Annotated in this window: 27 protein-coding genes and 1 pseudogene; 6 read left to right on the top strand and 22 right to left on the bottom strand. The window is 37.7% G+C overall.

The window, feature by feature from the left end; translation table 11 throughout:
* The first annotated feature begins 85 nt into the window (after positions 1 to 85).
* Positions 86 to 394: a hypothetical protein gene (locus tag FS608_RS27645; protein ID WP_144555767.1), complete on the top strand. Its 309-nt coding sequence runs from the start codon at positions 86 to 88 to the stop codon at positions 392 to 394.
* Between the two features lie 52 nt (positions 395 to 446).
* Here FS608_RS27645 and FS608_RS27640 read toward each other — a convergent pair whose 3' ends face one another.
* Both FS608_RS27640 and fabG read right to left on the bottom strand, forming a co-directional pair.
* Entirely contained in the window at positions 447 to 1,637 is a 1,191-nt protein-coding gene (locus tag FS608_RS27640) for an acetyl-CoA C-acetyltransferase (RefSeq protein WP_144555766.1), read from the bottom strand.
* A gap of 371 nt (positions 1,638 to 2,008) precedes the next feature.
* Positions 2,009 to 2,743, bottom strand: a complete 735-nt coding sequence (fabG, locus tag FS608_RS27635) for a 3-oxoacyl-[acyl-carrier-protein] reductase (RefSeq protein ID WP_144555765.1) — start codon at positions 2,741 to 2,743, stop codon at positions 2,009 to 2,011.
* A 322-nt stretch (positions 2,744 to 3,065) separates the two neighbouring features.
* Here fabG and FS608_RS27630 point away from each other — a divergent pair, with 322 nt between their 5' ends.
* The 3 genes from FS608_RS27630 to phaC all read left to right on the top strand — a co-directional run bounded on the left by FS608_RS27630 (position 3,066) and on the right by phaC (position 5,538).
* Positions 3,066 to 3,548: a polyhydroxyalkanoic acid synthase subunit PhaR gene (locus FS608_RS27630; protein ID WP_144555764.1), complete on the top strand. Its 483-nt coding sequence runs from the start codon at positions 3,066 to 3,068 to the stop codon at positions 3,546 to 3,548.
* 89 nt (positions 3,549 to 3,637) lie between these two features.
* The gene (locus tag FS608_RS27625; RefSeq protein ID WP_144555787.1) at positions 3,638 to 4,381 is read left to right on the top strand and encodes a 3-oxoacyl-ACP reductase; all 744 of its coding nucleotides are present in this window, start codon (positions 3,638 to 3,640) and stop codon (positions 4,379 to 4,381) included.
* 80 nt (positions 4,382 to 4,461) lie between these two features.
* Complete coding sequence (gene phaC, locus FS608_RS27620) at positions 4,462 to 5,538, top strand: class III poly(R)-hydroxyalkanoic acid synthase subunit PhaC (RefSeq protein ID WP_144555763.1); 1,077 nt, start codon at positions 4,462 to 4,464, stop codon at positions 5,536 to 5,538.
* Between the two features lie 278 nt (positions 5,539 to 5,816).
* Here the strand turns inward: phaC and FS608_RS27615 are convergent, their stop codons facing one another.
* The 3 genes from FS608_RS27615 to FS608_RS27605 form a co-directional block, all read right to left on the bottom strand.
* Positions 5,817 to 7,196, bottom strand: coding sequence for an MFS transporter (locus FS608_RS27615; protein WP_144555762.1), 1,380 nt, complete (start codon positions 7,194 to 7,196; stop codon positions 5,817 to 5,819).
* A 413-nt stretch (positions 7,197 to 7,609) separates the two neighbouring features.
* Positions 7,610 to 8,899 carry an AAA family ATPase gene (locus FS608_RS27610; protein ID WP_144555761.1) on the bottom strand — a complete coding sequence of 430 codons (1,290 nt, stop codon included), beginning with the start codon at positions 8,897 to 8,899 and terminating at the stop codon, positions 7,610 to 7,612.
* A gap of 19 nt (positions 8,900 to 8,918) precedes the next feature.
* On the bottom strand, positions 8,919 to 9,464 hold the full coding sequence (locus FS608_RS27605; RefSeq protein WP_144555760.1) for a GNAT family N-acetyltransferase: 546 nt from the start codon (positions 9,462 to 9,464) through the stop codon (positions 8,919 to 8,921).
* A gap of 217 nt (positions 9,465 to 9,681) precedes the next feature.
* Here FS608_RS27605 and FS608_RS27600 point away from each other — a divergent pair, with 217 nt between their 5' ends.
* Positions 9,682 to 11,124 (top strand): flavin monoamine oxidase family protein, encoded by a 1,443-nt coding sequence (locus FS608_RS27600; RefSeq protein ID WP_260871842.1) that lies wholly within the window; start codon positions 9,682 to 9,684, stop codon positions 11,122 to 11,124.
* Positions 11,125 to 11,273: 149 nt separating this feature from the next.
* On the opposite strand, the gene FS608_RS27595 is transcribed toward FS608_RS27600, so the two are convergent.
* From FS608_RS27595 to FS608_RS27525, 16 genes and pseudogenes are all read right to left on the bottom strand, one after another.
* On the bottom strand, positions 11,274 to 12,023 hold the full coding sequence (locus FS608_RS27595) for an ABC transporter permease (protein ID WP_144555759.1): 750 nt from the start codon (positions 12,021 to 12,023) through the stop codon (positions 11,274 to 11,276).
* Positions 12,024 to 12,785, bottom strand: coding sequence for an ABC transporter ATP-binding protein (locus tag FS608_RS27590; protein WP_144555758.1), 762 nt, complete (start codon positions 12,783 to 12,785; stop codon positions 12,024 to 12,026).
* Positions 12,786 to 12,953: 168 nt separating this feature from the next.
* Positions 12,954 to 13,044: pseudogene (locus FS608_RS31520) on the bottom strand (DUF1048 domain-containing protein); the annotation flags it as partial.
* A 78-nt stretch (positions 13,045 to 13,122) separates the two neighbouring features.
* Positions 13,123 to 13,464, bottom strand: coding sequence for a DUF1048 domain-containing protein (locus FS608_RS27580; RefSeq protein WP_144555757.1), 342 nt, complete (start codon positions 13,462 to 13,464; stop codon positions 13,123 to 13,125).
* Positions 13,461 to 13,805: a PadR family transcriptional regulator gene (locus tag FS608_RS27575; protein ID WP_144555756.1), complete on the bottom strand. Its 345-nt coding sequence runs from the start codon at positions 13,803 to 13,805 to the stop codon at positions 13,461 to 13,463. Before FS608_RS27575 ends, FS608_RS27580 begins: the two co-directional genes overlap by 4 nt.
* A 204-nt stretch (positions 13,806 to 14,009) precedes the next feature.
* Entirely contained in the window at positions 14,010 to 15,116 is a 1,107-nt protein-coding gene (locus tag FS608_RS27570; protein WP_144555755.1) for a glycosyl hydrolase family 18 protein, read from the bottom strand.
* A 186-nt stretch (positions 15,117 to 15,302) separates the two neighbouring features.
* A complete protein-coding gene (locus FS608_RS27565) occupies positions 15,303 to 16,124 on the bottom strand; it encodes an STAS domain-containing protein (protein WP_144555754.1) in 822 nt (273 codons plus the stop codon).
* A gap of 110 nt (positions 16,125 to 16,234) precedes the next feature.
* Entirely contained in the window at positions 16,235 to 16,834 is a 600-nt protein-coding gene (locus FS608_RS27560; protein WP_144555753.1) for a PP2C family serine/threonine-protein phosphatase, read from the bottom strand.
* Positions 16,835 to 16,916: 82 nt separating this feature from the next.
* Entirely contained in the window at positions 16,917 to 17,921 is a 1,005-nt protein-coding gene (locus FS608_RS27555) for a PP2C family protein-serine/threonine phosphatase (RefSeq protein ID WP_144555752.1), read from the bottom strand.
* A 3-nt stretch (positions 17,922 to 17,924) separates the two neighbouring features.
* Positions 17,925 to 18,338 (bottom strand): anti-sigma regulatory factor, encoded by a 414-nt coding sequence (locus FS608_RS27550; protein ID WP_144555751.1) that lies wholly within the window; start codon positions 18,336 to 18,338, stop codon positions 17,925 to 17,927.
* Positions 18,339 to 18,341: 3 nt separating this feature from the next.
* Positions 18,342 to 18,704 (bottom strand): STAS domain-containing protein, encoded by a 363-nt coding sequence (locus tag FS608_RS27545; protein WP_144555750.1) that lies wholly within the window; start codon positions 18,702 to 18,704, stop codon positions 18,342 to 18,344.
* 264 nt (positions 18,705 to 18,968) lie between these two features.
* Entirely contained in the window at positions 18,969 to 19,184 is a 216-nt protein-coding gene (locus FS608_RS27540) for a helix-turn-helix domain-containing protein (RefSeq protein WP_144555749.1), read from the bottom strand.
* Positions 19,185 to 19,194: 10 nt separating this feature from the next.
* Positions 19,195 to 19,677 (bottom strand): DUF2975 domain-containing protein, encoded by a 483-nt coding sequence (locus tag FS608_RS27535; protein ID WP_144555748.1) that lies wholly within the window; start codon positions 19,675 to 19,677, stop codon positions 19,195 to 19,197.
* An 80-nt stretch (positions 19,678 to 19,757) separates the two neighbouring features.
* Positions 19,758 to 19,952 carry a hypothetical protein gene (locus FS608_RS31005; RefSeq protein ID WP_222127418.1) on the bottom strand — a complete coding sequence of 65 codons (195 nt, stop codon included), beginning with the start codon at positions 19,950 to 19,952 and terminating at the stop codon, positions 19,758 to 19,760.
* A gap of 156 nt (positions 19,953 to 20,108) precedes the next feature.
* Entirely contained in the window at positions 20,109 to 21,380 is a 1,272-nt protein-coding gene (locus FS608_RS27530; RefSeq protein WP_144555747.1) for an MFS transporter, read from the bottom strand.
* Positions 21,381 to 21,506: 126 nt separating this feature from the next.
* A complete protein-coding gene (locus FS608_RS27525) occupies positions 21,507 to 22,289 on the bottom strand; it encodes a PhzF family phenazine biosynthesis protein (RefSeq protein WP_144555746.1) in 783 nt (260 codons plus the stop codon).
* 109 nt (positions 22,290 to 22,398) lie between these two features.
* On the opposite strand from FS608_RS27525, the gene pdxR reads away from it, so the two are divergent.
* Positions 22,399 to 23,877 (top strand): MocR-like pyridoxine biosynthesis transcription factor PdxR, encoded by a 1,479-nt coding sequence (gene pdxR, locus FS608_RS27520; protein WP_144555745.1) that lies wholly within the window; start codon positions 22,399 to 22,401, stop codon positions 23,875 to 23,877.
* Positions 23,878 to 23,954: 77 nt separating this feature from the next.
* Here pdxR and FS608_RS27515 read toward each other — a convergent pair whose 3' ends face one another.
* A complete protein-coding gene (locus FS608_RS27515) occupies positions 23,955 to 24,431 on the bottom strand; it encodes a hypothetical protein (RefSeq protein WP_144555744.1) in 477 nt (158 codons plus the stop codon).
* Positions 24,432 to 24,794: the final 363 nt, after the last annotated feature.

Genomic DNA, 24,794 nt, shown 5'->3' with positions numbered 1-24,794 from the left:
GGAGTTGAGTGATTTCATGTGACTAAAAGTTTAATAGTGTAGTAATCATACATATAATCTTTACAAAACTTAGGAGGGTATTCTTTTGTTCAATTTATTGATTTTCGGCTTAATTGCTATTACCTTAGTGTTGTTAAGAATCTTTGTTGATGGGCTGATGAGATTAAATAAGGAAAAGAAAGAAGCAGAAAAAAATGCTGTCCGCGACGGAATGGATGGATATTTATATGGACTGGGTCCTGTAAAAATATTCAAAACAATTCATGATGCCGATGGCAATCTAAGATATTTGGTTTATTTGGCGCAGTATGAGTGGTTCAAAACACCAACCTACAAATGGTATGAAGTCTATGCAACTCCTAACGGCTTTCAGCACATTGAAGTAGAAAGATAGTTTGCATATAGTAAAATGGCTTGGAGAAATCTCCAAGCCATTTCTATTCTTCTTACTTAATATTTTCGATGATTGTTGCTACGCCTTGTCCACCACCGACACATAATGTAGCTAAACCATATTGGTTTTCTCTTTTCTTCATTTCATGAATTAAAGACACCAAAATTCTTGCTCCACTTGCACCGATTGGGTGGCCAAGTGCAATGGCACCGCCATTTACATTTAGTTTTTCTTTACTAAAATGAAGCTCGCGATCCACGGCAATCGATTGAGCAGCAAATGCCTCATTTGCTTCAATTAAGTCAATGTCTTCTAAGGATAAAGACGCTGAATTAAGCGCTTTTTTCACTGCTGGAACAGGACCGATTCCCATAATACTTGGGTCTACCCCAGCTGAAGCATTGGCTTTAATTGTTACAAGTGGAGTAACTCCTAATTCCTCTGCCTTTTTACGGCTCATCACAACAAATGCTGCAGCACCGTCGTTAATGCCTGAAGCATTCGCAGCCGTAACGGTTCCATCCTTTTTAAATGCCGGACGAAGTTTACCTAAACCTTCTGCTGTTGTTCCAAAACGAGGGAACTCATCTTGGCTGAATAATGTCACTTGTCCTTTACGGCCAGGTACTTCTACAGGGACAATTTCATCAGCAAAACGATTTGATTCAATTGCTGCTTGAGCCTTTTGCTGACTCCATGCAGCAAATTCATCCTGTTCTGCACGTGAGATTTCATATTTTTCCGCAAGATTTTCAGCTGTGATTCCCATATGATAGTCATTTTCTGCACACCATAAACCGTCTTGAATCATGCTGTCTAACATTTTCTGATCGCCCATTTTGAATCCGTTGCGTCCGCCTTTTAACAGGTACGGAGCTTGACTCATGCTCTCCATTCCACCTGCTACAACAATTTCAGACTCCCCAGCAAGAATGGCTTGTGTTGCTAAGTGAACAGCTTTCAAGCCTGATCCACAGACCTTATTAATTGTCATAGCTGGTGATTCTTGAGGAATACCTGCAGCTAGGGAAGCTTGTCTTGCTGGATTTTGGCCAGCTCCTGCTTGTAGAACATTCCCCATTATAACTTCATCCACATCATTTGGAGTAATACCAGCTTTTTCAATTGCTGCTTTAATTACAGTTGTACCTAACTGAGTAGCTGATACTTTTTCTAAACTTCCTAGGAAACTACCAATTGCTGTTCTGACGGCACTTACGATGACAACTTCATTTACTGACATTCTGATCTCCTCCAAAGCTAATTTATGTATTCGAATAATAATTCCTCACAAATTTTACTACATTTGACCGTACTTTTTGTGACAAACTATTCGACAAATTCAGAGTTATTTTTTTATTAATTTCACTCTTCATTGTTCAGAAATCAATTAAACATTTTTAAAAATGCATTAATGGCAACGAAGAATATCACATTCATTAAAAAAAATGAAAAATATTAGTGTAAGGGTATTCATGTTGAAATATATTTAAAAATGACGGATTTTGTAGAAAAGTATTTTATATAATTTTTTTTAAATATTATTTATTGAAAATAATTACAACAAAAAAGAGAGAGAATTGTGATTCCCTCCCTTAGCAATAGCTTTCCTGCTTAAATCACTAAGCCTCCATCGACACTTAAGATCGTCCCGTTTATATAATTGGCTTTATCAGAAGCCAAAAATAAGTACGCCGCAGCAATATCTTCCGGTTTTCCCAGCTTCCTAAGCGGTGTCTTTTCCTTCATAAACTGAAGTACTTTATCCGGAACCGCTGCAGTCATGCCTGTTTCAATGAAACCTGGTGCGACTGCATTGACCCTGATCCCTTTTGGACCAAATTCTTTGGCCCAGCTTTTGGTCAGCCCGATCACGCCAGCTTTAGTAGCTGCATAATTTGTTTGGCCAATATTTCCGTATAAGCCAACAACGGAAGAGGCATTAAGAATAACACCCGACCCCTGTTTTAACATGATTGGGGCTACAGCTTTTGTGCATTTAAAAACACCAGAAAGGTTTACCGAAATGACCTTCTCCCAATCAGATTCCTGCATTTTTGTTAAAAATCCATCAAGTGTAATTCCGGCATTGTTAATTAATATATCAATTCGGCTATGCTTATCTACCGTTGAGCGAACCATCTCTTCTATCTTGGTACTGTCGGTTACATCCACCTGAAAAAACTCTACTTTTTCACTATTCAATTCTTCTAAGGTCATTTTACCAGCGGATTCGTCATAATCACATATTACAACATTTGCACCCTCTTGGAGGAATTGTTTAGCCGTTTCTTTTCCTATCCCCTGTGCTCCACCAGTTATTAACACAACCTTTTCACTAAATACCAATAATATCACCTCATATTAAGCATTTTTGAACAAAACAGCTGCACATGTTCATCATCCCTAGGCAAATTGGTAAAGTAATTAACAACAAACAATCAATGATACCGGATACAAAATCCATTATTACCATTTTAACCCATCATATGCTAGGTTCTCTGAATTTATCACATTGAAGTTTCATATTGGATTTTGTGGAAAAAGTGAGAATTTTGTCAAAAAATGATGAAATGTATTTTGTGAATTTTTAAACTTTCACCTTTAAATATTTCAAACAAGTTAGTATGATGAATACGTCAACAAAAAGTAATCGAGGAGGAAATAAGAAATGAACCAAGATTTTAATTTTTATGATATGTGGAAGGATTTTTATTCCCAATCTAGTAAATTATTTGATGGAAAATTGGGTACGGAAGACTTTAATTTTTATGATATGTGGAAAGATTTTTATTCCCAATCAAGTAAATTATTTGATGAAAAATTCGGCAATGACTACCCTTCTCAAGGGATGGGACAGTTGTTGGAGATGAATCTTCAATTAAAAAAAATGATCGATGAATCTACGTTAAAATACTTAGAATTCATGAATGTACCATCTACAAAAGACATTGCTAACCTTTCGTCGTTAATTGTTAATGTAGATGCAAAAGTTGACGATATTGAAGAAAGATTGGAAGAAAAATTAGACAATACTGAAGATCAAGTGTCATTTAAGTCAGAATTGTCGAATGTAAAAAAAGATGTGAAGAATTTGGATAATAAATTGAATCAAATCCTTACATTGTTAAATTCACAAAAAGAAAAGAAATAAAAACGGATTACATAATAGCATGTAATACAAAGTAATGTATTAAACTAGCAGAATTATTAAAACAACTACTATAGATGGGGTGCATAAAAATGACAGAATTAAAAGGCAAAGTAGCGATTGTAACAGGCGGCAGCAGAGGTATCGGTGCTTCGATTGCATTAGAACTAGCTAAGAATGGCGCGAAAGTTGTTATTAACTATAATATCCGTAAAGAACTAGCAGATAAAGTAGTCGCAGAAATTAATGAGTTTGGTGGAGAAGCTTACGCTGTTCAAGCAGATGTTTCAGAAAGTAATGAAGCAGCATACCTTGTACAAGAAACGATCAACCATTACGGCAAATTAGATATCCTAGTTAATAATGCAGGAATTACAAGAGACAGCACATTCAAAAAATTGAACGAAGAAGATTGGAGAAAAGTAATTGATGTAAATTTAAACAGTGTTTACAATAATACATCTGCGGCTTTACCTTATCTTCTTGAATCAGATGCAGGTCGTATTATTAACATTTCGTCAATTATTGGGCAAGCAGGCGGATTTGGACAAACCAACTATGCTGCAGCAAAAGCAGGACTGATTGGATATACTAAATCACTTGCTCTTGAACTTGCTAAAAGTAATGTAACAGTTAATGCAATTTGCCCTGGATTTATTGGTACTGAGATGGTTCAAGCCATTCCAGAAAAAGTTCTTGCAGGAATCGTTGAAAAAGTTCCGCAAAAACGTTTAGGCAAACCAGAAGAAATTGCTCGTGGTGTTGTTTTCTTATGTAAAGATGGTGACTATATCACTGGTCAGCAATTAAATATTAACGGTGGACTTTACATGTAAGTGTCATGAATGTCCGACTTTCTTTATATATTAAGAGAGAAAATAAATCATGTAAGGAGTGAACAGTCATTAACGTTTTGATGCCAAAAGAATGGAATGGTGTGCTTGAATTTGCACCTGAAAAGTATCAAGAGATGTATCAACGTGTTTACAGGGCAACTCAAGTGTTAACGACCGATGCCGAACCGGAAGTAGCACCTACACCGAAAGAAGTGGTTTGGACTAGAAATAAAACAAAACTCTACCGGTATATTTCTGATCAACCAAAAAAACATAAAACTCCCCTTCTTTTAGTTTATGCACTAATTAATAAGCCATATATATTGGATCTAACAAAAGGTGGCAGTTTAATAGAATATTTAGTTGAACGCGGGTTTGATGTGTATCTACTTGACTGGGGTACACCAGGTTATGAAGATAGAAATATGAAACTTGATGATTACATTATGGACTATATACCACGTGCTGTTCGCAAGGTATTGAGACGTTCTAATGCTGAGGAAGTTTCAATCCTTGGATATTGCATGGGTGGAACGATCACGTCTGCATTTGCGGCACTACACCCTGAATTACCAATTCGCAACCTTGTCTTTATGACTAGTCCGTTTAGTTTTGAAAATAGCGGCTCCTATGGTCCGATGCTGGATGAGCGCTATTTCGATATTAATAAAGTGGTAGAAACCCTTGGTGTTATTCCACCAGAAATGATTGACTTTGGAAACAAAATGATCAATCCAATGGGAACCAACTTTGGACCATTAATTAGTCTCGTAGAGCGTGCTGATAATGAGAAGTTTATTAAGAGCTTTAAACTTCTCCGCAGATGGTTAAACGATGGAATTTTATTCCCTGGTGAAGCCTACCGTCAATGGATTAGAGACTTCTACCAAAATAATAAACTGATTAAAGGTGAAATGGTTATTCGAGGTAAAAAGGTTAAACTTGAAAATATCAAGGCCAATATCCTAAACCTAGCTGGTAAAAACGACCTAATTGCCCCACCCCATCAAGTTGAAGCATTGATGGATGTAGTTTCAAGTGAGGATAAACAATTTAAGGTATTACCTGTTGGTCATACTTCGATTACTTACGGCAGCCAAGCCACAAAAATAACTTATCCAACCATTGCAGATTGGTTAGAGGAAAGATCTAACTAGTCCCATTTTAAATGAGTGTCCCAAATGGGGCACTCCTTTTATTTTATCAAGAGAAATAGTAATGCGAGTATACACGTTGGCAATAGTTGGTAAAGTTAATTATATGTAATTTTCAGAAAAATAACAAGAGTAATAGATATATTTTATCTTGAATTTAGAGAATTCAAATAATCTAAAAATGGAAAGCCGGAAAACATTTTAAAGTCTACATAATACAAAGAGCCATTCTACCTGGAAGATGAGTAGAAATGGCTCTTTGTGTTATTGTTCTTTAAAGGTTATAAAGTACCATCTGTTTCTGACTGTGCTTTCTTACTAGTGATGTAAAACATTCCTGGGATCAAGATTATTGTTACGAATAGTAAAACTACGGTCATCACTGTTTTACTGTGATCATTTATACCCGCTGCAAATGCAACAGCATACAAACTAGAAGCGAGAATATTGCCCATGAATCTTGATGTCATCAGTAAACCAGAAGCAATTCCACTTTGCGACTTAGCTACGATTGTATACAAAAGATTTTGTAACCCGATGGTTACCGCTCCATTCCCGATTCCTATAATTGCTAAAATGATAAATAAATAGACTAGCGGCGATGAATGATTTGTATAAATTAATAACGCAATCCCCAGAATCCCCATATTTCCTCCAAATAGTAAAGGTATCCGATATCCGCGCTTTTCCGTCCAACGGGTAGCTATAGGTGTCATGAGCATCGCGAAGATAGAAATTGACAACATCATCATGCCTGCTGCTTTTGAGTCAAGCATGACAACTTTTTGTAAATAAGATGGCATGGAGATTAGCATCGCAAAAAATACTACCGTGACTAAAATATATTGTAGATAAATAATAGAAACGTTGAGATTTTTCGTTAAATAATTCACGTTGATAAATGGTTCTGAACTATTTTTTTCGTAAAAATAAAAGAAACTGGTCAGTAATAATGCAGGGATGAATTTTAAAAGACTAAATCCATTTTCGATGGATTGCAAAAAGAACATCCAAGAAGCTAGGGATAAACCAAAGGTTAGAATCCCGATCACGTCCCACTTGAAGGATTGTGACGTGTTTTTTATATCAGTGGGAATATATTTTAGTGCTAATAAGGCTGACAGAAGGATCACGGGAAAATTAACATAAAAAATAACAGGCCAGCCTCCGTACTGTATTAGTAATCCACTGATCGTAGGCCCAAAAGCTGCTGAAGTGGAAGCAAACACTGCTAATGTACCAATTACACGATTTTGATTTTTTTCAATAGTTGTACGAATAATTCCTATTCCTGCAGGATAAAGTGCAGATGTCCCCAGTGCTTGGATCCCTCTCATTGCTAGTAAGAAAATCATATTTTTCGATAATGGGGCAAAAAAGGAAGCAATCGCAACAAGTACAAGTCCGAAAACAAAGATTTTTTTCCTGCCATAGTAATCACTAAGTTTACCAATAAGAGGTAAACATAGAGCACTAATCATAAAATAGGAAGCTACTAACCAGGAGATATCTTTTGAAGTTAGATGAAATTCATTTTGTATGTCGGGCAGAGCAACTGTGATCATTGTAGTGTTTAATGGGTTTAAAATGACTCCTAATGCGACAGCAACAATAATTAATTTAGGATGACTCACTGGAGAAAATGGTTTAGCTTCTGACATGGATTATTTATCCCTTCATTATTTAGGTATCTTTATTTATAAGAAAAATGAATACCATCTTAGCTTATCATACAAATCATTTTTGGTGGAGGTTAGTCTGGGGAGATTTGTATAGTGAAACGGGTATTAGTTGGGCGATTAGTTACCGTTTAAGCATTTTTTTGTTCTTCACGGGCATCATAGACCCTCTTTGGTTACCGTTGAAGCAATTTTTCATCCTTCACGGGCATCATAGACCCTCTAAGGTTACCGTTGAACTTATTTTTCTTCTTCCGCGGTAACCAAAGTCCCCCTTATGGTTACTTTTGAACTGATTTTTCTCCACTTGCGGGAATCATAGACTTCTAGTGGTTTCCTCTCAACTAATCCCCCAAAAAAAATACCACAGTATCAAATACTGTGGCAGCTAATCTTTAATCCTCACCAAACCCTGAGAACCCAATCGATGCTGAGGAAAGAGCTTGATCCCATTCTTGTTTTTGTTGTTTTTGCTGCAGTGATTTTAAGTCTGCACAAAGTCGTTTCACATCCACTTGTTGTTCGTAATGCCATTCAAGGGCAATCGATGTATACAACTCATTAAGCTGCGCATAAGAGAAATCCTTCGTTGAATCCACAACCTGCTGAATCTCTTCTTCTGAAAGAATCCGAGCAATATTCTTATTTAATAGATACTGATGACGAAGCTCCTTCGTCGGTACATGAATCTCATATGCTCGGTCAAACCGGCCAGACCGGTTCATGAGTGCAGGATCTATTTTTTCAGGATAATTCGTTGTCCCAATGATGAAAATTCCTTCCTTCGAAGTAGCGCCGTCTAAGATATTCAAGAAGACAGACCGGACACTCGATGGCATGGAATCAATATCCTCGATCACAAGTACCAATGGCGTTAACTTCAATACCGAAGTAAATACTTCTTTAATCGTATAACTCGATGTAAATTCAGTAATCTGCCAATAAGCAACCGGAGCATTAATGCTGCTAGCGATTGATTTCACGAGAGTGGTCTTTCCATTACCTGGCTTCCCGTAGAGAAGGATTCCGCGTTTGTAGGGAATGTCATAAGTCTTGAAAAACTGGCCGCTTTCTGAGAAAAATTCATCAATCGAGCGGTAAATTTCACGCTTTAACGTATCCTCTAAAAATACATCCTCTCTTCTAACCAAGGTTGTAATACTATCAATCTCTGTTTCCACACCATCTTCCGTATCCGTAAAAACGGTGACATAGTTTTTAATATAATCTCTTTTCCTTTTAAGAACATACTTCAAAAAGGCTACTAAGCAAGCATCATTTTTGGCAAAAATAAAATCATGCGTCATTTCCCCATCACTTTGATAAATGAATAATTTTGCCAGCGCAACCTGATAATTTGGATAATAAAAGAGACCGTTGATAATCCGTGGTTTAATAATCAATTCCATCGCCTTATCGGTATGGTTAGATGAGATAGTCTTGGTTTCCCCTTCTTTATAAATATGGCAAATTAATTGTACTTCCGGCGATTCCTCTTTCAGATCTTCCTCAAGAATGTCCCAAATTTCATTGGAGGTATCTTCATCTGAATACATCTGAAAGTCAATCCCTACCTCATTCACAAGTTTCTCTTGAATGGTAGAAACAATTTTGCCGTAGTCGTAATAATAAGGGAGTGATTCCCGGTCGATTTTATTTGTGTCAAACAAAACATTATTTTTCATCTAATTCTCCTTAAGTTTATTATTCATTGAGCCTTCCCATCAAAATCGTATTATAGTAATTCCCATCGGATAGGATCTTGTCCTTTTTTAAAATACCTTCAACTTCAAAACCCAATTTTTCATATAGCATAATGGCTTTATCATTGGTTTCAAGAACAGCCAATGATATTTTCTTAATTCCGTTTGAGTCCGCCCATTGAATAGATTCTTGTAATAAGTTTCTCCCAATCGCATAACCCCAGAATTCTTTTAAAATACAGACGCCAAATTCTACTTTATGAGCAAATCTTTTCAATTTGCTCCCTTCACATCTTGAAAAACCTACAATTCTATCATTGACCTCAACAACTAAAAATAAATTACTATTACTTTCTGTATCTTCTTTAATAATCCGTTTAAATCCCAATTCATCTATAAAGGCTTCGCCCTTTTCCCTATCCAAATTCTCTGTTTCACCATCGATCTGCAATCTTACTTCTGACAAGTTCTTTGCATCCGTCTCTTCTGCAGACCTAATGATATAACGTAAAATATTCAAAACATGTTCAGTCGGTTCCACTCTCATACCCATGCCCCCCTTTTAATAGGACCATTTTCTCATGATTGGAGGGTCCTTCTCTCCTATGTTATAGCACAAACGGATAGTAAAAGAAAAGGTTGATTTTCCCTATGATTAGAGATTCATGTACTCAAGATTACAAATAGAACATAACCCCTCTTTTAACTGTATATAATGCAATAAGGCAATTTATGGGAAATGTAAAGGAGGTTGCCCCCATCACATGAATTCCCCATTAACGGAGCAACAAATGATGACCATCATTAGAAATGGTCTTAAGAAGTCTCATAATCCTAAACATATTATTATTATTGGTGCAGGCATGGCTGGACTGGTTACCGCCTCTTTATTAAAGGAATCAGGTCATAAAGTCACCATTCTGGAAGCAAATGATAGAGTTGGCGGACGTGTATATACAATAAGAACGCCTTTTAGCGAGAATTTATTTTTCAATGCCGGACCGATGCGAATTCCCGAAAAACATCAATTAACCTTGGAATATATAAAAAAATTTAAGTTACCTACCAATCTATTTATCAACCGAACCCCAAATGACATCATTTACGCAAATGGCATTAAAACGCGGCTTCAATTGTTTGAAAAGGATCCCAGTATTTTAAAATACCCTGTTGAACCAAATGAGAAAGGGAAATCGTCGGAAGAACTTTTGTTTTCTGTCATCCAGCCAATCATCGATTTTATAAAACAAGATCCTAAAAAGAATTGGCCTCTTATAGAAAAGAAATATAGAAATCTTTCGTTAGGCTCTTTCTTAAACTATTATTTTTCTGTCGGTGCAAATGATATGATCGGTGTGCTTGTTGACTTGGAAGCGTATATGGGGATGACATTTGTAGAGATATTACGAGAACTCATCATCTTAAACGGAACGAAGAAATTTTATGAGATAACGGGTGGCATGGATCGATTGCCTAAAGCCTTTCAACCACAATTATACGAAAACATTTTGTTCAACCAAAAAATGATGAAAATATCTCAATATCAAAACAGTGTAACCATTCATTGCAAGCACCAAAAAACCGATGAGAGTTTTAGTATTACTGGCGAGCTTGCGATTGTGACTATTCCTTTTTCAACGTTCCGGTTTGTGCAAGTCGAACCTTATGAATCGTTCTCCTATTTTAAAAGGACAGCGATTCGCGAACTCAATTATATGGCCTCCTCTAAGATTGCCATCGAGTTTAAAAGTAGGTTTTGGGAAAAAGCAGGACAATTAGGTGGTAAATCGATAACTGATCTGCCCATTCGTTTTTCCTATTACCCAAGCTATGGTATTGGTACAAAAGGACCTGCGGTTGTTATTGCGAGTTATACGTGGGCAGATGAGGCCTTAACGTTGGAGAGTCTATCTGAAAGAGAGATGATCCAAATTGCATTAATGAACTTGGCAGAAATTTTTGGGTATCAGGTTTATTCTGAATTCGTAACGGGAGCTGCTTTTAGCTGGAGTAAAAACCCATATTCTTGCGGAGGTTTTACCTCTTTTGAACCGGGTCAGGATTTGGAGTTATATCCGCATATTTCTACACCTGAGGGAAGAGTACACTTTGCTGGTGAGCATACCGGCCTTACCCACGGTTGGATTCAAGGGGCAATTGAATCAGGAATCCGGGTGGCAAATGAAGTGAATGACATACCTAAGTAAATTAAAAAAAAGGCTGCAAGGCAGCCTGTTCTATTTAACATTTAGACTTAATAAGTTTGACTTACTTCAACATTTACATTTTGCTTTTCCAAACATAAATTTTATTTCGGAAGATTTAGTTGCCACGAGACACCGAACTGATGGTGTACTTACCCTAACTGGCGTTTAAATGCTTTACTTGCGAAGAAGTAAGCGATGACCATGATGCCGACGCACCAGGCAAGCGCAATCCAGATATCGTTTCCAACAGACCCTTCATATAAGAGGGCACGTATCGCATTCACAATTGAAGTCACAGGCTGGTTCTCAGCAAACGCACGGACAATTTTGGGCATGGTTTCGGTAGGGACAAAGGCAGAACTGATAAACGGCAGGAAAATCAGAGGATACGAGTAAGCTGTCGCCCCTTCCATAGACCCCGCTGTCAATCCTGGAATGACAGCAAGCCATGTCAGTGCCAGCGTAAACAGTCCAAGTATTCCCCCTACCGCGAGCCAATCCAGGATATCAGCGCTTGATCGGAAGCCCATCAAGAATGCGACGATGATAACAACCACGATAGTTAGCGCATTGGAAACAAGTGAGGTCAACACGTGAGCCCATAATACCGATGAGCGCTTGATGGGCATGGTAATGAAACGCGCCATCAGCCCGCTCTTTACATCCGTAAAAAGCCGTACGGAGGTGTAAGCGACGCCGGAGAGAACAGCCATCAGCAAGATTCCCGGCAATAGATAATTGACGTAGTTTTCTGTGCCTGTTTCTATGGCGCCACCAAATACGTAGACAAACAGGAGCAGCATCATAATTGGCGTAATCGCCACCGTGATAATCGTATCAGGGCTGCGCATTATGTTGCGCATTAAACGCCCTAGTAATACACCTGTTTTGCTTTTCATCTACATCTCCTCCTTTTTGCCGATGATTGCGAGGAAAATTTCCTCCAGTGTCGGCTGTTTCTCGATGTACTCCACTTTCGCTGGCGGAAACATCTCTTTGAGTTCGGTAAGGGTACCAGTCGTGATGATTTTTCCGCCATGCAGGATGGCGATACGGTCCGCCAGTTGTTCGGCTTCCTCCAGATATTGGGTCGTCAGCAAGATGGTCGTTCCGCCGCCGGCAAGCTCCTTGACGGTATTCCAGACTTCAAACCGTGCTTCGGGGTCAAGCCCTGTCGTCGGTTCGTCGAGAAAAATGACTGCTGGCGTCCCGATCAGGCTCATGGCGATGTCAAGCCGGCGTTTCATCCCGCCAGAAAATTGGTCCGCCCGGCGGTTGCCCGCATCGGTCAGGCTGAATCTTGCAAGCAGATTGTCGACGACTAGATCGGGATTGGAAACTCCCCGCAATTTGGCGATCATCATCAGGTTTTCCCGCCCGGTGAGCATACCGTCTAAAGCTGAGAACTGCCCTGTCAGGCTGATGCTCTGACGAACATGATCCTGTTGATGCTGGACGTCAAAGCCGCAAATACCTGCTTCGCCACCATCGTACTTCATCAGCGTTGAGAGGATGTTGACCGTCGTCGTCTTTCCCGCTCCATTTGAACCTAGAAGTGCGAATATTTCACCACGTTGCACCTCAAAATCCACTCCCTTTAAGACTTCCTTATCTTTAAAGGATTTTTTTAACCCTTTTACATTAATCGCTGCATTGCTCATACTTTTTTCCTCCTTATAATTAGCGCAACAAGCTAGATTGCCTATACATCACTACTCAGTCTGACTGATATTCTGTATTACTTACTACTAGGTTAAAAATATAACTGAATAGTGAAGGTGACACATTACATTTGTGACCAGCTATTCAGTAGGAATGAGCTATTAAATTTACTTTTTTCCCAATCGTTTCATAATACTCTGATTCAAATCTTTACGATACTTGTAGACATAGGTTTTAGCGTTTCACTAGTTCGTCGGAAAGGAAGCCAAGTCGTCCCCTGTGACGGTTTGCGTCGTTACTGTCGATGCTAGGCGAATATCCACTAGGCTTTCGCCGTTAGCCACGACCAATAGTATCGTTCAACTTTTTGCGATACTTATCCTTCCAAGTTTGCTCATCCTTCACTAGGTCGTCGCAAAAAGCAGCCACGTCCTCGCCCGTAAGGTCAGTGACTTTCTTTCCTTCCGCTGCTCCTTCTTCGAAGAGGTCGAGGATGCCGCCAAAGATACGGCTGCTGTCCTTCCAGTTAGTGGGACCACCACCAGCAGTCCACAAATATTTTTGGATAGCTTTGTAAGCATTGCGGTACTCACTTGGAAATGCCTTCGCACGCGCCTCCATCGCCTTCCATTCCCGCTTGTCATCCAGACTTCCGATAATTTTTTCAAAAATACTCATATGACTTCTCCTTTTAATTTTATTTTAGTTTTAAGTTCGTTAATTTTACTTGAGACGAAATCCCATTTTTTCCAAAAAATTTTAAGCTGCTCTTGACCTGCTTCGTTGAGTGTGTAAAATTTTCTCGGCGGTCCCATAGTGGATGGTTTTTTTTCGATGTCCACCAGATTGTTTTTCTCAAGCCGCATGGTAATCGTATAGACTGTGCCTTCAACCACATCAGCGAAGCCAAGTTCTCGCAGTTGTTGCGTGATTTCATAGCCGTAAGTTTCGCCACGGCTGATGATTTCGAGCACACACCCCTCAAGCACCCCTTTCAGCATTTCCGTGATATTTTCCACTTTTTTACCTCCATTTATATTTTACTTATATTTTTTTCAGTACTATGTAACACAGGTATTTTGTGTTACTGATTACTAGTATATAGTATTACTTATTAGCCTCATTTGTCAATAAAACTTTTCGTCAAAAAAGCCCGTTTTTTATGCTTCAAAGTGTTTTTATCAAATTTGACAATCCCAAAAGAATTTGGAGGTTCATTTCCATCACTTTTTTACTTTTATTTTCTTTGGTATAGTCTTCCAGTACATTGGGTCTTCCAAACCGAGCCGCCAAATCCCGATTCCCTGTAAGTTATATTTTTCTACAAGGTTTAGCTTAAACTGCAGACTGTGGCTATTCTCAAACCAAGCCTGATGGCCATGATGTTCTTCATCAACGTAACTGAAATGAGGTGTTTGCGAATGGGAGTCCCATAGAACTTTCGCTTTATATTTTGCTTTCTGACCCATTAACTCTTCATAAGAGCTATATCTGGCTTTGCCTGAAGTTGTATCCCAGTCCCAACCATAACCAGCGATACCGAGTAAAATTTTTGATGGTGGTACTTCATGTTTCAAAGCATAACGTATCGTTGCTTCTGTCCAATCGACTGATGCAGTTGAGCCGGGTTTTGTTCTTGCGTTGTGTTCATCGTATGTCATAATCATTAATCCATCTGAATATAGACCAAGCTTTTCGTAATCAAACCACGGAGACCAGGGATTAGCACGGGAATCACCTGTGTTCGCCGGGACTGAAACCGTAACTACTTTTCCATCACGATTTAGTGCATCAGACAATTTTTTTATCAGCTGACTAAAGGAATCTCGGTCAGTCAAATACAAATTTTCCATGTCAATATTAATACCATCATATTTAAAATGTTTCATTTCATTGCGTATGTTCTCAATGAAAACATTGCGGTTGTTATTGTTATCGAGTACATTACTGGCTACCTGCTTGCCCTTCTCAACGGTTTCATAAAAGAGATTATGTACAACCATATATACCTTCAGGTGTTTTTTATGAGCAATTTGAATAACCTTTTTCTTATGATCTGCTTTAACAGAATCAATAAGACTGCCTGGGCGTTTTTCATCAAGCTTATACCAAAAGGGAGCAATGATACTTAAACTGGTGAATTGCGAATTAACTGTAGGTTGAGACCCTGGATACGTTCCTTCCTTTTCTGTGTAGAAACCTAAAACTTCACGAGGAGTTTTAGGTTTATTGTATTCTTCTTTTGCTTGTGACTGACTACAGGATGACATTAGTAATAATGCCATGCTTAAAGAAATGATGGCGAATGTCTGGTACCAATAATTTTTCATAATACACCTTCTTCTAATATGTATTTTTCTTAAGTTGATATGAAAAGTTGTTACTTATTCACGAATTTACTATCCCCCACACAGGGGGCTCATGATAAAGACCTCCACAGTATAATATGGATAGTTTAATCTAAAAAAAATCCCGGGAAGTGAACCTTCCCGGGTATTTTATACATATTATTTGAGTTAACTAAGATAATCATTTAATGTTTGCTGTAAGGTTGCCTTTGTTTCAGTATACCTAGTAAGATCGATCCCTAAATGAACCATTTGTCTAACAAGTTCTGGGCGTAATCCAGTTATGACTGATTTAGCCCCCATCAGCGTGATACCAATCAAAACATTTTGAAAATGAGCAATGGTTACTTCGTCCATTTCAGATATTCCTGACAAGTCAATAATTAATGTCAGAATCCTTAACTTTGCAATATCTGTTAGTACTTTTTCTTGAATAATATCCATACGATAAGCATCGAATGTACCAATCAACGGTAATACAGCTACCGTTTGACTGACTGGTATGATAGGTACCGAAAGATGTTCCACTAATTTCCTTTGGGATAGGATTAATTCATCTTTATAGTGTGAATAGCTAATAAAGAACGTGTTTAAAAACTCATCAATCCCATCATTAACTTTTTGCTCCAATTCGAAAAAATTGTCTGCAAAATTAACATTCTCATTTATTTGATCAAATTTTTCGATAAAATACCATAAAGTACGTCTAATTGCATGTACCCATTCTAATTTGAATGCAACAGTTAATGAATATTTCGCCCAAGCAATTCCCTCTTCATTAGCGAAAGCAATGAGTTCTTCGTATCTATCTTGCACTACATACAGAACGAGCTTATGAGCATTTTTTAATAAATCAATATTTCCCTCTTTTAATATACTTTCAATATTAGTGGCAACATTGACAGCCTCCGATAATAGTTTCTCCTGAAATTCCTGCTTATTATTGGTAATATATTGGGATATATTTTTAGTATCATAGAATGTTTGCAATTTTTCATCCTCCTTAGTTAAGTCTCTTCTACCCTTCACAGCGATAACTCTTCGTTAATACCCGAATTTTGAGTAATTAAACATTTTTAATGGCACGAAAATAGCTTATATTAAAAAAGTTGACCTACAATATAAGTCAGGTCGTCTTTCCTTGTTTTCACATGGTTATCTAAATAGTTTGAGATCTCTTCAATCGAACTAGAGGAGCTTGCTAATGACTTTAAACCAGGTATCGCAAGACCATCCGTATGAATAATAAATTTTGATCCCTTTTCATAAGAAAATGTTTCGCATCGGTATTTTTGGGGCCTCCCAGATAAATATCCCAGGATAGGCAGTGGATAGATAAACTTTCCTGAGGGGCAAGAAAGAACAAACTGAATGTTTCCCACCGAACTATAGGTGAAAGTCTTCTGTAAAAAATGTGCCTTTAAAATGGATAGAGTGACACCTCTTTTATACTTAAGAACCTGATTGCAATATTCGATTAATACCTCTACCTCTTTATCATGGTTTTTTTCCACTTCCTTGCGAACAGCATCCGATGAATGAAAGGCATGCTCTCCACTGCCTAAACCGTCAGCAACCGCACAAATAAAGTAATCTTCAGTTACTTTCATATAAATGCTATCCCCGTTAAATACATTACCCTCCTTAGGAATTTGATAGGCAATTGCCTGAATATGTTGGTTAATGCCACGTTCAAGCATTCTTTTACCCTGCATCTTTACCAGTGCCTTTCATCTTTTTTTTTGTTATCTCCCATACCTAATATGATTAATTCAACATTCTTTAAATCTTTTTAAAAATAATTAGCGTAAAATCATCCCTTATCTCGAAATTTTGTAATCTTTCGATCTCTCGATAAATGTTCTCCACCATTTCTTGTGCAGACAAATGCATATAGGTTTGAATTAAATCAGTTATGATTGAACGTTCAATAAATCCCTTTGCAGTCCTTGATTCAGTCACACCATCAGATAGCATAACGATTATATCTCCTGGTTTAACCTTCTTTTCAAATTGCTCATATGTAATTTCCTTTTGTACACCTAACACCATACCTCTTGTTGTAAGATCTTCAAAGGATTGAGAAGACGCATGGTAATAGAACCCTTGTTCATGCCCTGCAGCAGCATAAATAAATGTATGATTACTGAAATCATATACTCCGTAAAACATGGTAATAAACATACTTGAATCAAGATTATTTTCTACGACTCTATTTAAATTTGATAACACATCATTAGGATTATTTATGGACTTTGGTAAACTATCCATTCCATACTTAATCATAGACATACAAAGTGCTGCAGGAATTCCTTTGCCTATTACATCTGCAATAGCAATACTAATACTTTTTTCGTCCTCAACAAAGCGATAAAAGTCTCCATTTATTTTCTTCGCCGGTACACTAATGGCACCAATATCAATTTCATCTAGCTTCGGAATGGACGTTTCTAAAAAGTTTTCTTGTATGCTCGCAGCCATTTCAATTTCCGATTTAATTTCAAACTGCTTGTCCCTCAAGCTCTGATATTCTTGATAGGCTAAGCCATAGTTCATCATAAATTCAATTAGAAAATCAAACGAAGCTAAAATTTCCTCTCTAATATCAGGAAATAGATCCTTTAAGACTTTACAATGGATACCAATAATTTCTTCAGGGGATATTTGCTGTATAATGGATTTCCTGCTGAACATTTGTCCTTGATACAATGCTGCTTCAGAAGATTCTTCTATATATCTGCTAAGTATTTCTCGATAACTGGATTCTAAAATCGGTTTGAAATCCATCTTTTACCTAAACCTCCCTCGCAGCCATTTTACTACCTGGATGGTTGTCCCTTTCCCAATTGTTGAGGTCAAATCAAAATCATCCATTAAACGTTTTACCCCCGATAAACCTGCCCCTAAACCACCAGATGTGGAATATCCATCCTCCATCGCTCTTCTAATATCCTGAATGCCTGGGCCATGATCAAGAGCAGTTACTTTTAAACCTGTTTTTTCAAGAGCACTGACATGCTCAAAATGAATCTCTCCCTTGCCGGCATATAAATAAATATTTCTTGCCAACTCAGAAATTGCAGTGGTAATTCTTGTCTGGTCAACTGTTCCAAATCCAAGCTCCTTAGCAATGTTTCTCCCTTGCTGCCTAGCTGTAACGATATCCCATTCTGATAATATTTTCACAGAGGATTCGTATCCCATGATCTAATCCCCCAACTCCCTTTGTAATATTTCTAACCCCTTTTCTAAATCTAATGCTGTGTCGACATCTTGGAGATGAATCCCGAGTTCAACTAACGTAATCGCTACAGCTGGTTGAATGCCTGTTAATACAACTTTTACACCCATCATTTTGGACATACTAATCACATCGCCTAGAACTTTAGCAATAAACGAATCAATCATATCAACAGATGTTAAATCAATTACCACACCCCTAGCACCAGTTTCATGTATTCTTTGGAGCAATAATTCTTGAAATTGTAATGCTGTTTGATCATCAAGCTCCCATTGAATGGAAACAAACAGATAATTATATAATTTTAAAATTGGTATTCTTGTATTCATTTTTTTCCTCCATTTATACAATTTCACAACAAGTCAAAAAAAACGACTATCATTAGATAGTCAAAATAATAGAAAAGATGATAGGGGGGAAAGTATCTATTTATTACATACCCGTATATAAAAATCTTAAACCTAAAAAATGTTCTTTTTCTCTTTTAAGTAATCTCAAATATTTTTAAAACTAATGACCCGATACTTGGCAAAGAAAAAAGCCTTGCTCCTTTACAGGGCAAAGCCAAAATCAAACCTTATTTTCCAAGTATTTTAAGTATTTTCATCGTTTTGGTACTCTAAAATATCTCCAGGTTGACAATCCAAAGCCTTACATATAGCTTCTAATGTTGAAAAACGAACTGCTTTTGCTTTCCCATTTTTCAGAATGGAAAGGTTCGCCATTGTAATCCCAACCCTCTCTGAAAGTTCAGTTACGCTCATTTTCCTTTTAGCCAGCATCACATCAATATTGATTATAATTGCCAAGTTATCCACCTCACACAGTTAAATCATTTTCCGATTTTATATCAATTGCTTCCTTTAAAAGCCGTTGTAGAACAGCTGCAAAGACTGCGATAATCATGGAAGCAAAGGGAACAACTAATCCGACAAAGATAACACCAGGGGCGTCGTCTTTCTCCGCAAAGAGATAGAAAAGTGGTAGGACTAGTACATGCAGGACACTGATTGTGATGGCACATTGTTTGATTTTTTTTAAAGCTATGACAGAAATTTCCGAGAATGCTTCACTTTTGTCAATATAGCGTAAAAGTTTGAAAGCCTGAAACAAAGCAAAGTAAAAAGGAATCGCCGATGCATAAAAAATAATGAAAACGAGATATTTTATATAAGCAAACTCTGGAAGCAATTTTGCCGCAAGATCCCCTAGCTCAGGCACCAAAAAAATGCACAATGCAAGAACTGGGATTCCAATAAAAATAACAGCGACCTTTAAAAAGAGTGTCGTCACTTGTTTCATAAAAGCACCTCACTAAATTAATATTAATTTCATTTTAAAACATTATTTATTGTTTATCAATAAAAACTTATTGGTTTTAATTATATTATTGTTGTTATATGTATATTCTTTAATTTTTTTATATAAATGGCTGTGTTAAACTTATCTGTTGATTTCCGTTCCAGGCACTTCGCTTTCCGCGGGCGTGCCGGGAAGCCTCCTCGTCGCTTTGCTCCTGCGGGGTCTCCCCTGCCCCATACTCCCGCAGGAGTCTTCGTGCCTTCCACTTCAATCAACAGAGTGCTAAAAGAACATTAGCCTTTAACACAGCCATATAAATAAAAGCATTCCTTATTTGCAAAGAAATGCTTTTTAACTTTAAGCTATTCAATTTATATATTGATGTTTTTTACTCGAAAACAGAATCCGTTATGCGTTAACAGTCTATTTTTTTAGACTTTATAAGTATGACTCACTTCAACTTTTACGTTTTGTTTTTTAATTACAATCACAAATAGACTGGCTAACAAACAAAACATTCCTGCCAGCACAAATGCCCATGTATAGGATGTGAAGATATTATAGATAATCCCGGCTCCTCCAGCGGCTACAGCAGAACCTAATTGGTGGGCCGCAAAGATCCAGCCATAGACCACAACACTTTTTTCCATTCCAAAAATTTGTCGCGAAATATTAATCGTTGGCGGTACGGTTGCGATCCAATCTAATCCATAAAAAACGGAAAAAATAACAAGTAGAGTAATAGAACCTTCAGATAGTGCAAAAGGCAGTAAGACAAGTGAGGCACCTCTTAGACTGTAATACCAAAATAGCAGCCAACGGTTATCAAACCTGTCTGATAACCAACCTGAAAGTGTGGTTCCAATTAAATCAAAAATCCCCATAAACGAAAGCATCGAAGCTGCTGTTACCGCAGTAAATCCAAAGCCGATACAATAAGAAATAAAATGTGTACCAATTAATCCACTTGTCGAAAGTCCGCAAATAAAGAAACTTCCTGCAAGTAACCAAAATTCCTTCACTTTTACTGCTTCAAACAATGTACGAAAGGCAATAATAATCGGATTATTCTTTTCGACGACTTGCTGTACAGGCGGTTCTTCTTCTAATCCATATCGAAGAAGGCCTATTTCTTTTGGTGAATTCTTCATAAATAGTAGAATGATAACCAACATAATGAGACTCAGGATAAGTATAAAACCAATTGCCCATTTCCACGAATACTCTTCAATGATTATGGCTAACAGTGGTAATAGAATCAACTGTCCTGTCGCTGTACTCGCAGTCAAAATGCCAACTGCAAGTCCCCTTCTATTTTCAAACCAATGATTCGCAACATAGGGGCTTAATATCGTTAAAAACAACCCCGATCCTAAGCCAATGATTACTCCCCAAATGATCATTAATTGCCACGGTTCCGCCATAAAAAGAGTGAGCAAAACACCTATAAGCAGTGTAGTCATGGCTAAGACCATCATTTTCTTTAAACCAATTTCCTCCACCAACGCTGCCATAAACGGCCCGGAAATGCCGTAGAGTAGAAGGTTAATCGCAAATGCCATCGAAATTAATGACCGGTCCCATCCGAATGCATTTTCCAAAGGGACAATCAACACTCCTGAGGAGGACCGTACAATGCCTGCTACAATAATAGAAAAGAATGTGATCAATAAAATAAACCAACTATAATGAATCCGTCTCAAGACTTTTTATCCTCCGGTTGTTGTGAATTTTCAGAATAAGTTTATAATAACATACCTGTCAACAAAGGAATCGAACGTGAAAAAGTGCCATAAATGCCGCTCATCACATTTGCGCATTTTCCAATCTTAACACTCGATATGTAAATCCGCAATTGAATAAAGTGCTGCTTTTCCGGCCATCCTCACTCGCGTCCCTTCAAGTTTACAATACAGGGTTCCGCCTCTATTTGATAACTGTTTAGCCACCATTTCCGTTTTTTCTAGTCTCTCAGACCAAAAGGGAATTAAGCTGCAGTGTAAAGAACCAGTCACAGGATCTTCATTAACCTTTAACTTAGGGAAGAATCCTCTGGAAACAAAATCACAATCATTTCCTTTAGCTGTTATACAGACGCCAAGGCCTACCGGTAGTTTTTCTAATTTTGAAAAGTCAGGATCAGCATTTTTCACAGCTTCTTCTGATTCTAATACCAGAACTAGGTCTCTATTTAAATAGGCTTCTAGCGGTATAACTCCTAAGGTTTCAATCATTTGTTCCGTTACGGGTAACTTTTCTGATGATACAACTGGGAAATCCAATTCGTACAAGTTCCCTATTTTATTTACAGTAAGCACTCCACTCAACGTATCAAATTGAACGGATTCCACTTGTTTTTCTACAAAATTCAAAATCACATAAGCGGTTGCTAATGTTGCGTGACCACAAAGGTTGATCTCTCCTCCAGGAGTAAACCAGCGAAGCCGATATATTTTCCCCTCTTTTACAGCAAATGCGGTTTCAGATAAATTGTTTTCTATCGCAATTTTCTGCATAATCTTGTCTGAAATCCAATGATTCATAATACATACCCCAGCTGGATTTCCTTCAAAAACTTTTTCTGCAAAGGCATCAACAACATAATATTTCATCCAATATTCCCTCCAAGTGTTATAATGTAAACTAATTATTTACGAGTAGTTTATATGGAACACTATATAACACTCAATACGGAAGTATAACACTAAGGGGATAATTATGATGCAAATCGAAATTCAACGAAATGCTGAAGTTTCATTATCAAAACAAATCTATCAGTCTATTGTGGATCGCATTCGTTCAGGACTTCTTCAAGAGGGTTTGCAATTACCTTCCGTCCGCGATCTATCAAAACAACTAGGAGTAAGTTTGGTAACTGCAGTAAAGGCGTACCAGCAATTGGAACAAGAAGGATTTATCACTTCTATCCAAGGAAAAGGAACATTTGTAAAGATGAACAGAAAAGCAACTGAGGAAAGCAAAGATGAGATGTTTTCATATGATTGGCAGTTATCTGTTCAAGATTATTTACCTAGATCGCAATTTGGCCGATTTCATCTGGTCCCTGAAAAGATTAATCTTTCTTCCTCAATGATTGATCCCGGACTTCTTCCGAATCGTTTTTTAGAACGTGAGATTCATCAAATACTTTCCGATAACCCAAGACTATTGTCTCAATATGGAGAAATCCAAGGAGACATCCATCTTAGAAAAGCAATGGATGAGTATTTGAAAAGAGTTGGAGTTCCTTCTACTCCCGAGAATATCTTAGTGACAAGTGGTTCGCAGCAAGGGATTGACCTTGTTGCTCGTACATTTGTTGGTCCGGGAGATGTGGTCGTTATGGAGGCTCCCACATACCCGGGAGCAATTGATGTTTTTCGAGGGAGAGGCGCTATTATACTCACCGTCCCTGTTGATAAGGACGGTATGCGTGTAGATATCCTCCAAAATTTATGTGACAAACATAAACCCAAAATTATCTATACCATTCCAACTTTTCATAATCCGACAGGTGCGGTTATGACTTCCAAACGCCGCAGACAAATTCTTGAGATCGCACAAAGTATCCAGTGTCTTATTATTGAAGACGACCCATGGGGTGAAATTTATTTTGATAAAAAGCCTCCGGCACCCATTAAAAGTATAGACCATAACGGTCATGTGATTTACTTGAAAGGGTTAAGCAAAACACTTGCCCCGGGTTGTCGAATCGGTATTTTGGCTGCTTCTGGCACTGTATTTAATCGTCTATTGGCTGCCAAGGCCAATTCTGACTTGGGAAGTCCTTTACTCACACAAAAATCCGTTCTGCCTTTTATTAACTCTAAACAAATGATGGATCACTATAAAAAATTGAGAACGGCTTTAAGAATTCGCCGCGATTTGGTCCTTGAGTTACTTTCACAACAAATGCCCGATGGTGTATCTTGGGGAATCCCGGAGGGTGGATTAAACGTGTGGATCAGTCTCCCTTCTTGGCTGGATAGTAATCTTGTCCTAATAGAGGCAAAGAAACAGCAACTAACTTTCTTGCCTGGGTCGGCATGTTATCCAGTCGAGCAAGAAAACCATCACTTACGTTTAAGTTACTCTTATATGAACGAACATCTGTTACAACAGGGAATCACAACATTATGTAATATCCTTCATTCTCAATTGTCATCAAAACAAGTCCATGACAGTGCACCCTATTTTTAAGTAAAAGCTTTGGAAATGAATGGCCCGATTTCACTTCAAACATGGAAGAAAAATCGGGCTTTGTTTTTTATTGGGAATTAATTTTTACTGTTTAAAATTTCATTCACTGTCGTTTTCATGGAATATATTACAGTTTTCTTGTATTTTGCTGCGATGAGAAGGACTTTGATTTGGTCGGACCGGGATAATTGTTTAAAACGAGGTTCTTGTTTTAAAAAAGAGCGGACGATCGACCAACTGGCAGGCATTAAAGGAAAATCATCCAGGGGTTGTTTGTTCCTGAATCGATGAAAGCACGAAATCATTCCAGTGGAACTGCTGCTTTTATCGACTATACAGGGAGCATAAATATTTTTCGTGTGCTTTTTAAGGGATTCGAATCGATCCTGCCCGCTAACAATAATGTAGTTGCCATCCTTCCGATTTTTTTTGACAACCAACACAAACATGCAATCCCACATGACTCTCTGTAATCTCTTAAGGTGCTCTGTAATTTTCATCGATAAATCTGGCTTGATTTTGCTCAGAGGAATATACTGGATCGTGAATTTCATATTCAGCCCTCCTGTGTATTCATTTCCCTTTTCTCAGTTTCTTTCAGCAGGTGCGTTATTCTGGTGAAATCCGTTATGAAGATCCCTATTAGAAAATGTATGATGAAGGGCGCATGTCACATACGAAGTAAGTAAAAAACAATTCTAGCTCACACAAAGAACCACTTGATAAAAATCAAGAGGTTTTCGTTTTCGGGTGCATATTTATTAAAAGACACAAGAATTGACGTGTTAAGCAGACGAGTGATAAATTGACGGAAAAATTCCGCCTAATTCGAAATTTTTAGATTAAGTCCGTATAATTGTGTAAAAAGAAAAAGGGGTCAAATTAATTCCTTTTGTCAACAATGTTATCAGCGACGA

The sequence above is a fragment of the Bacillus sp. X1(2014) genome (assembly GCF_007678255.1).
Note: the sequence above shows the minus strand (reverse complement) of the source record. Positions and strands in the feature narration are given on the sequence as shown.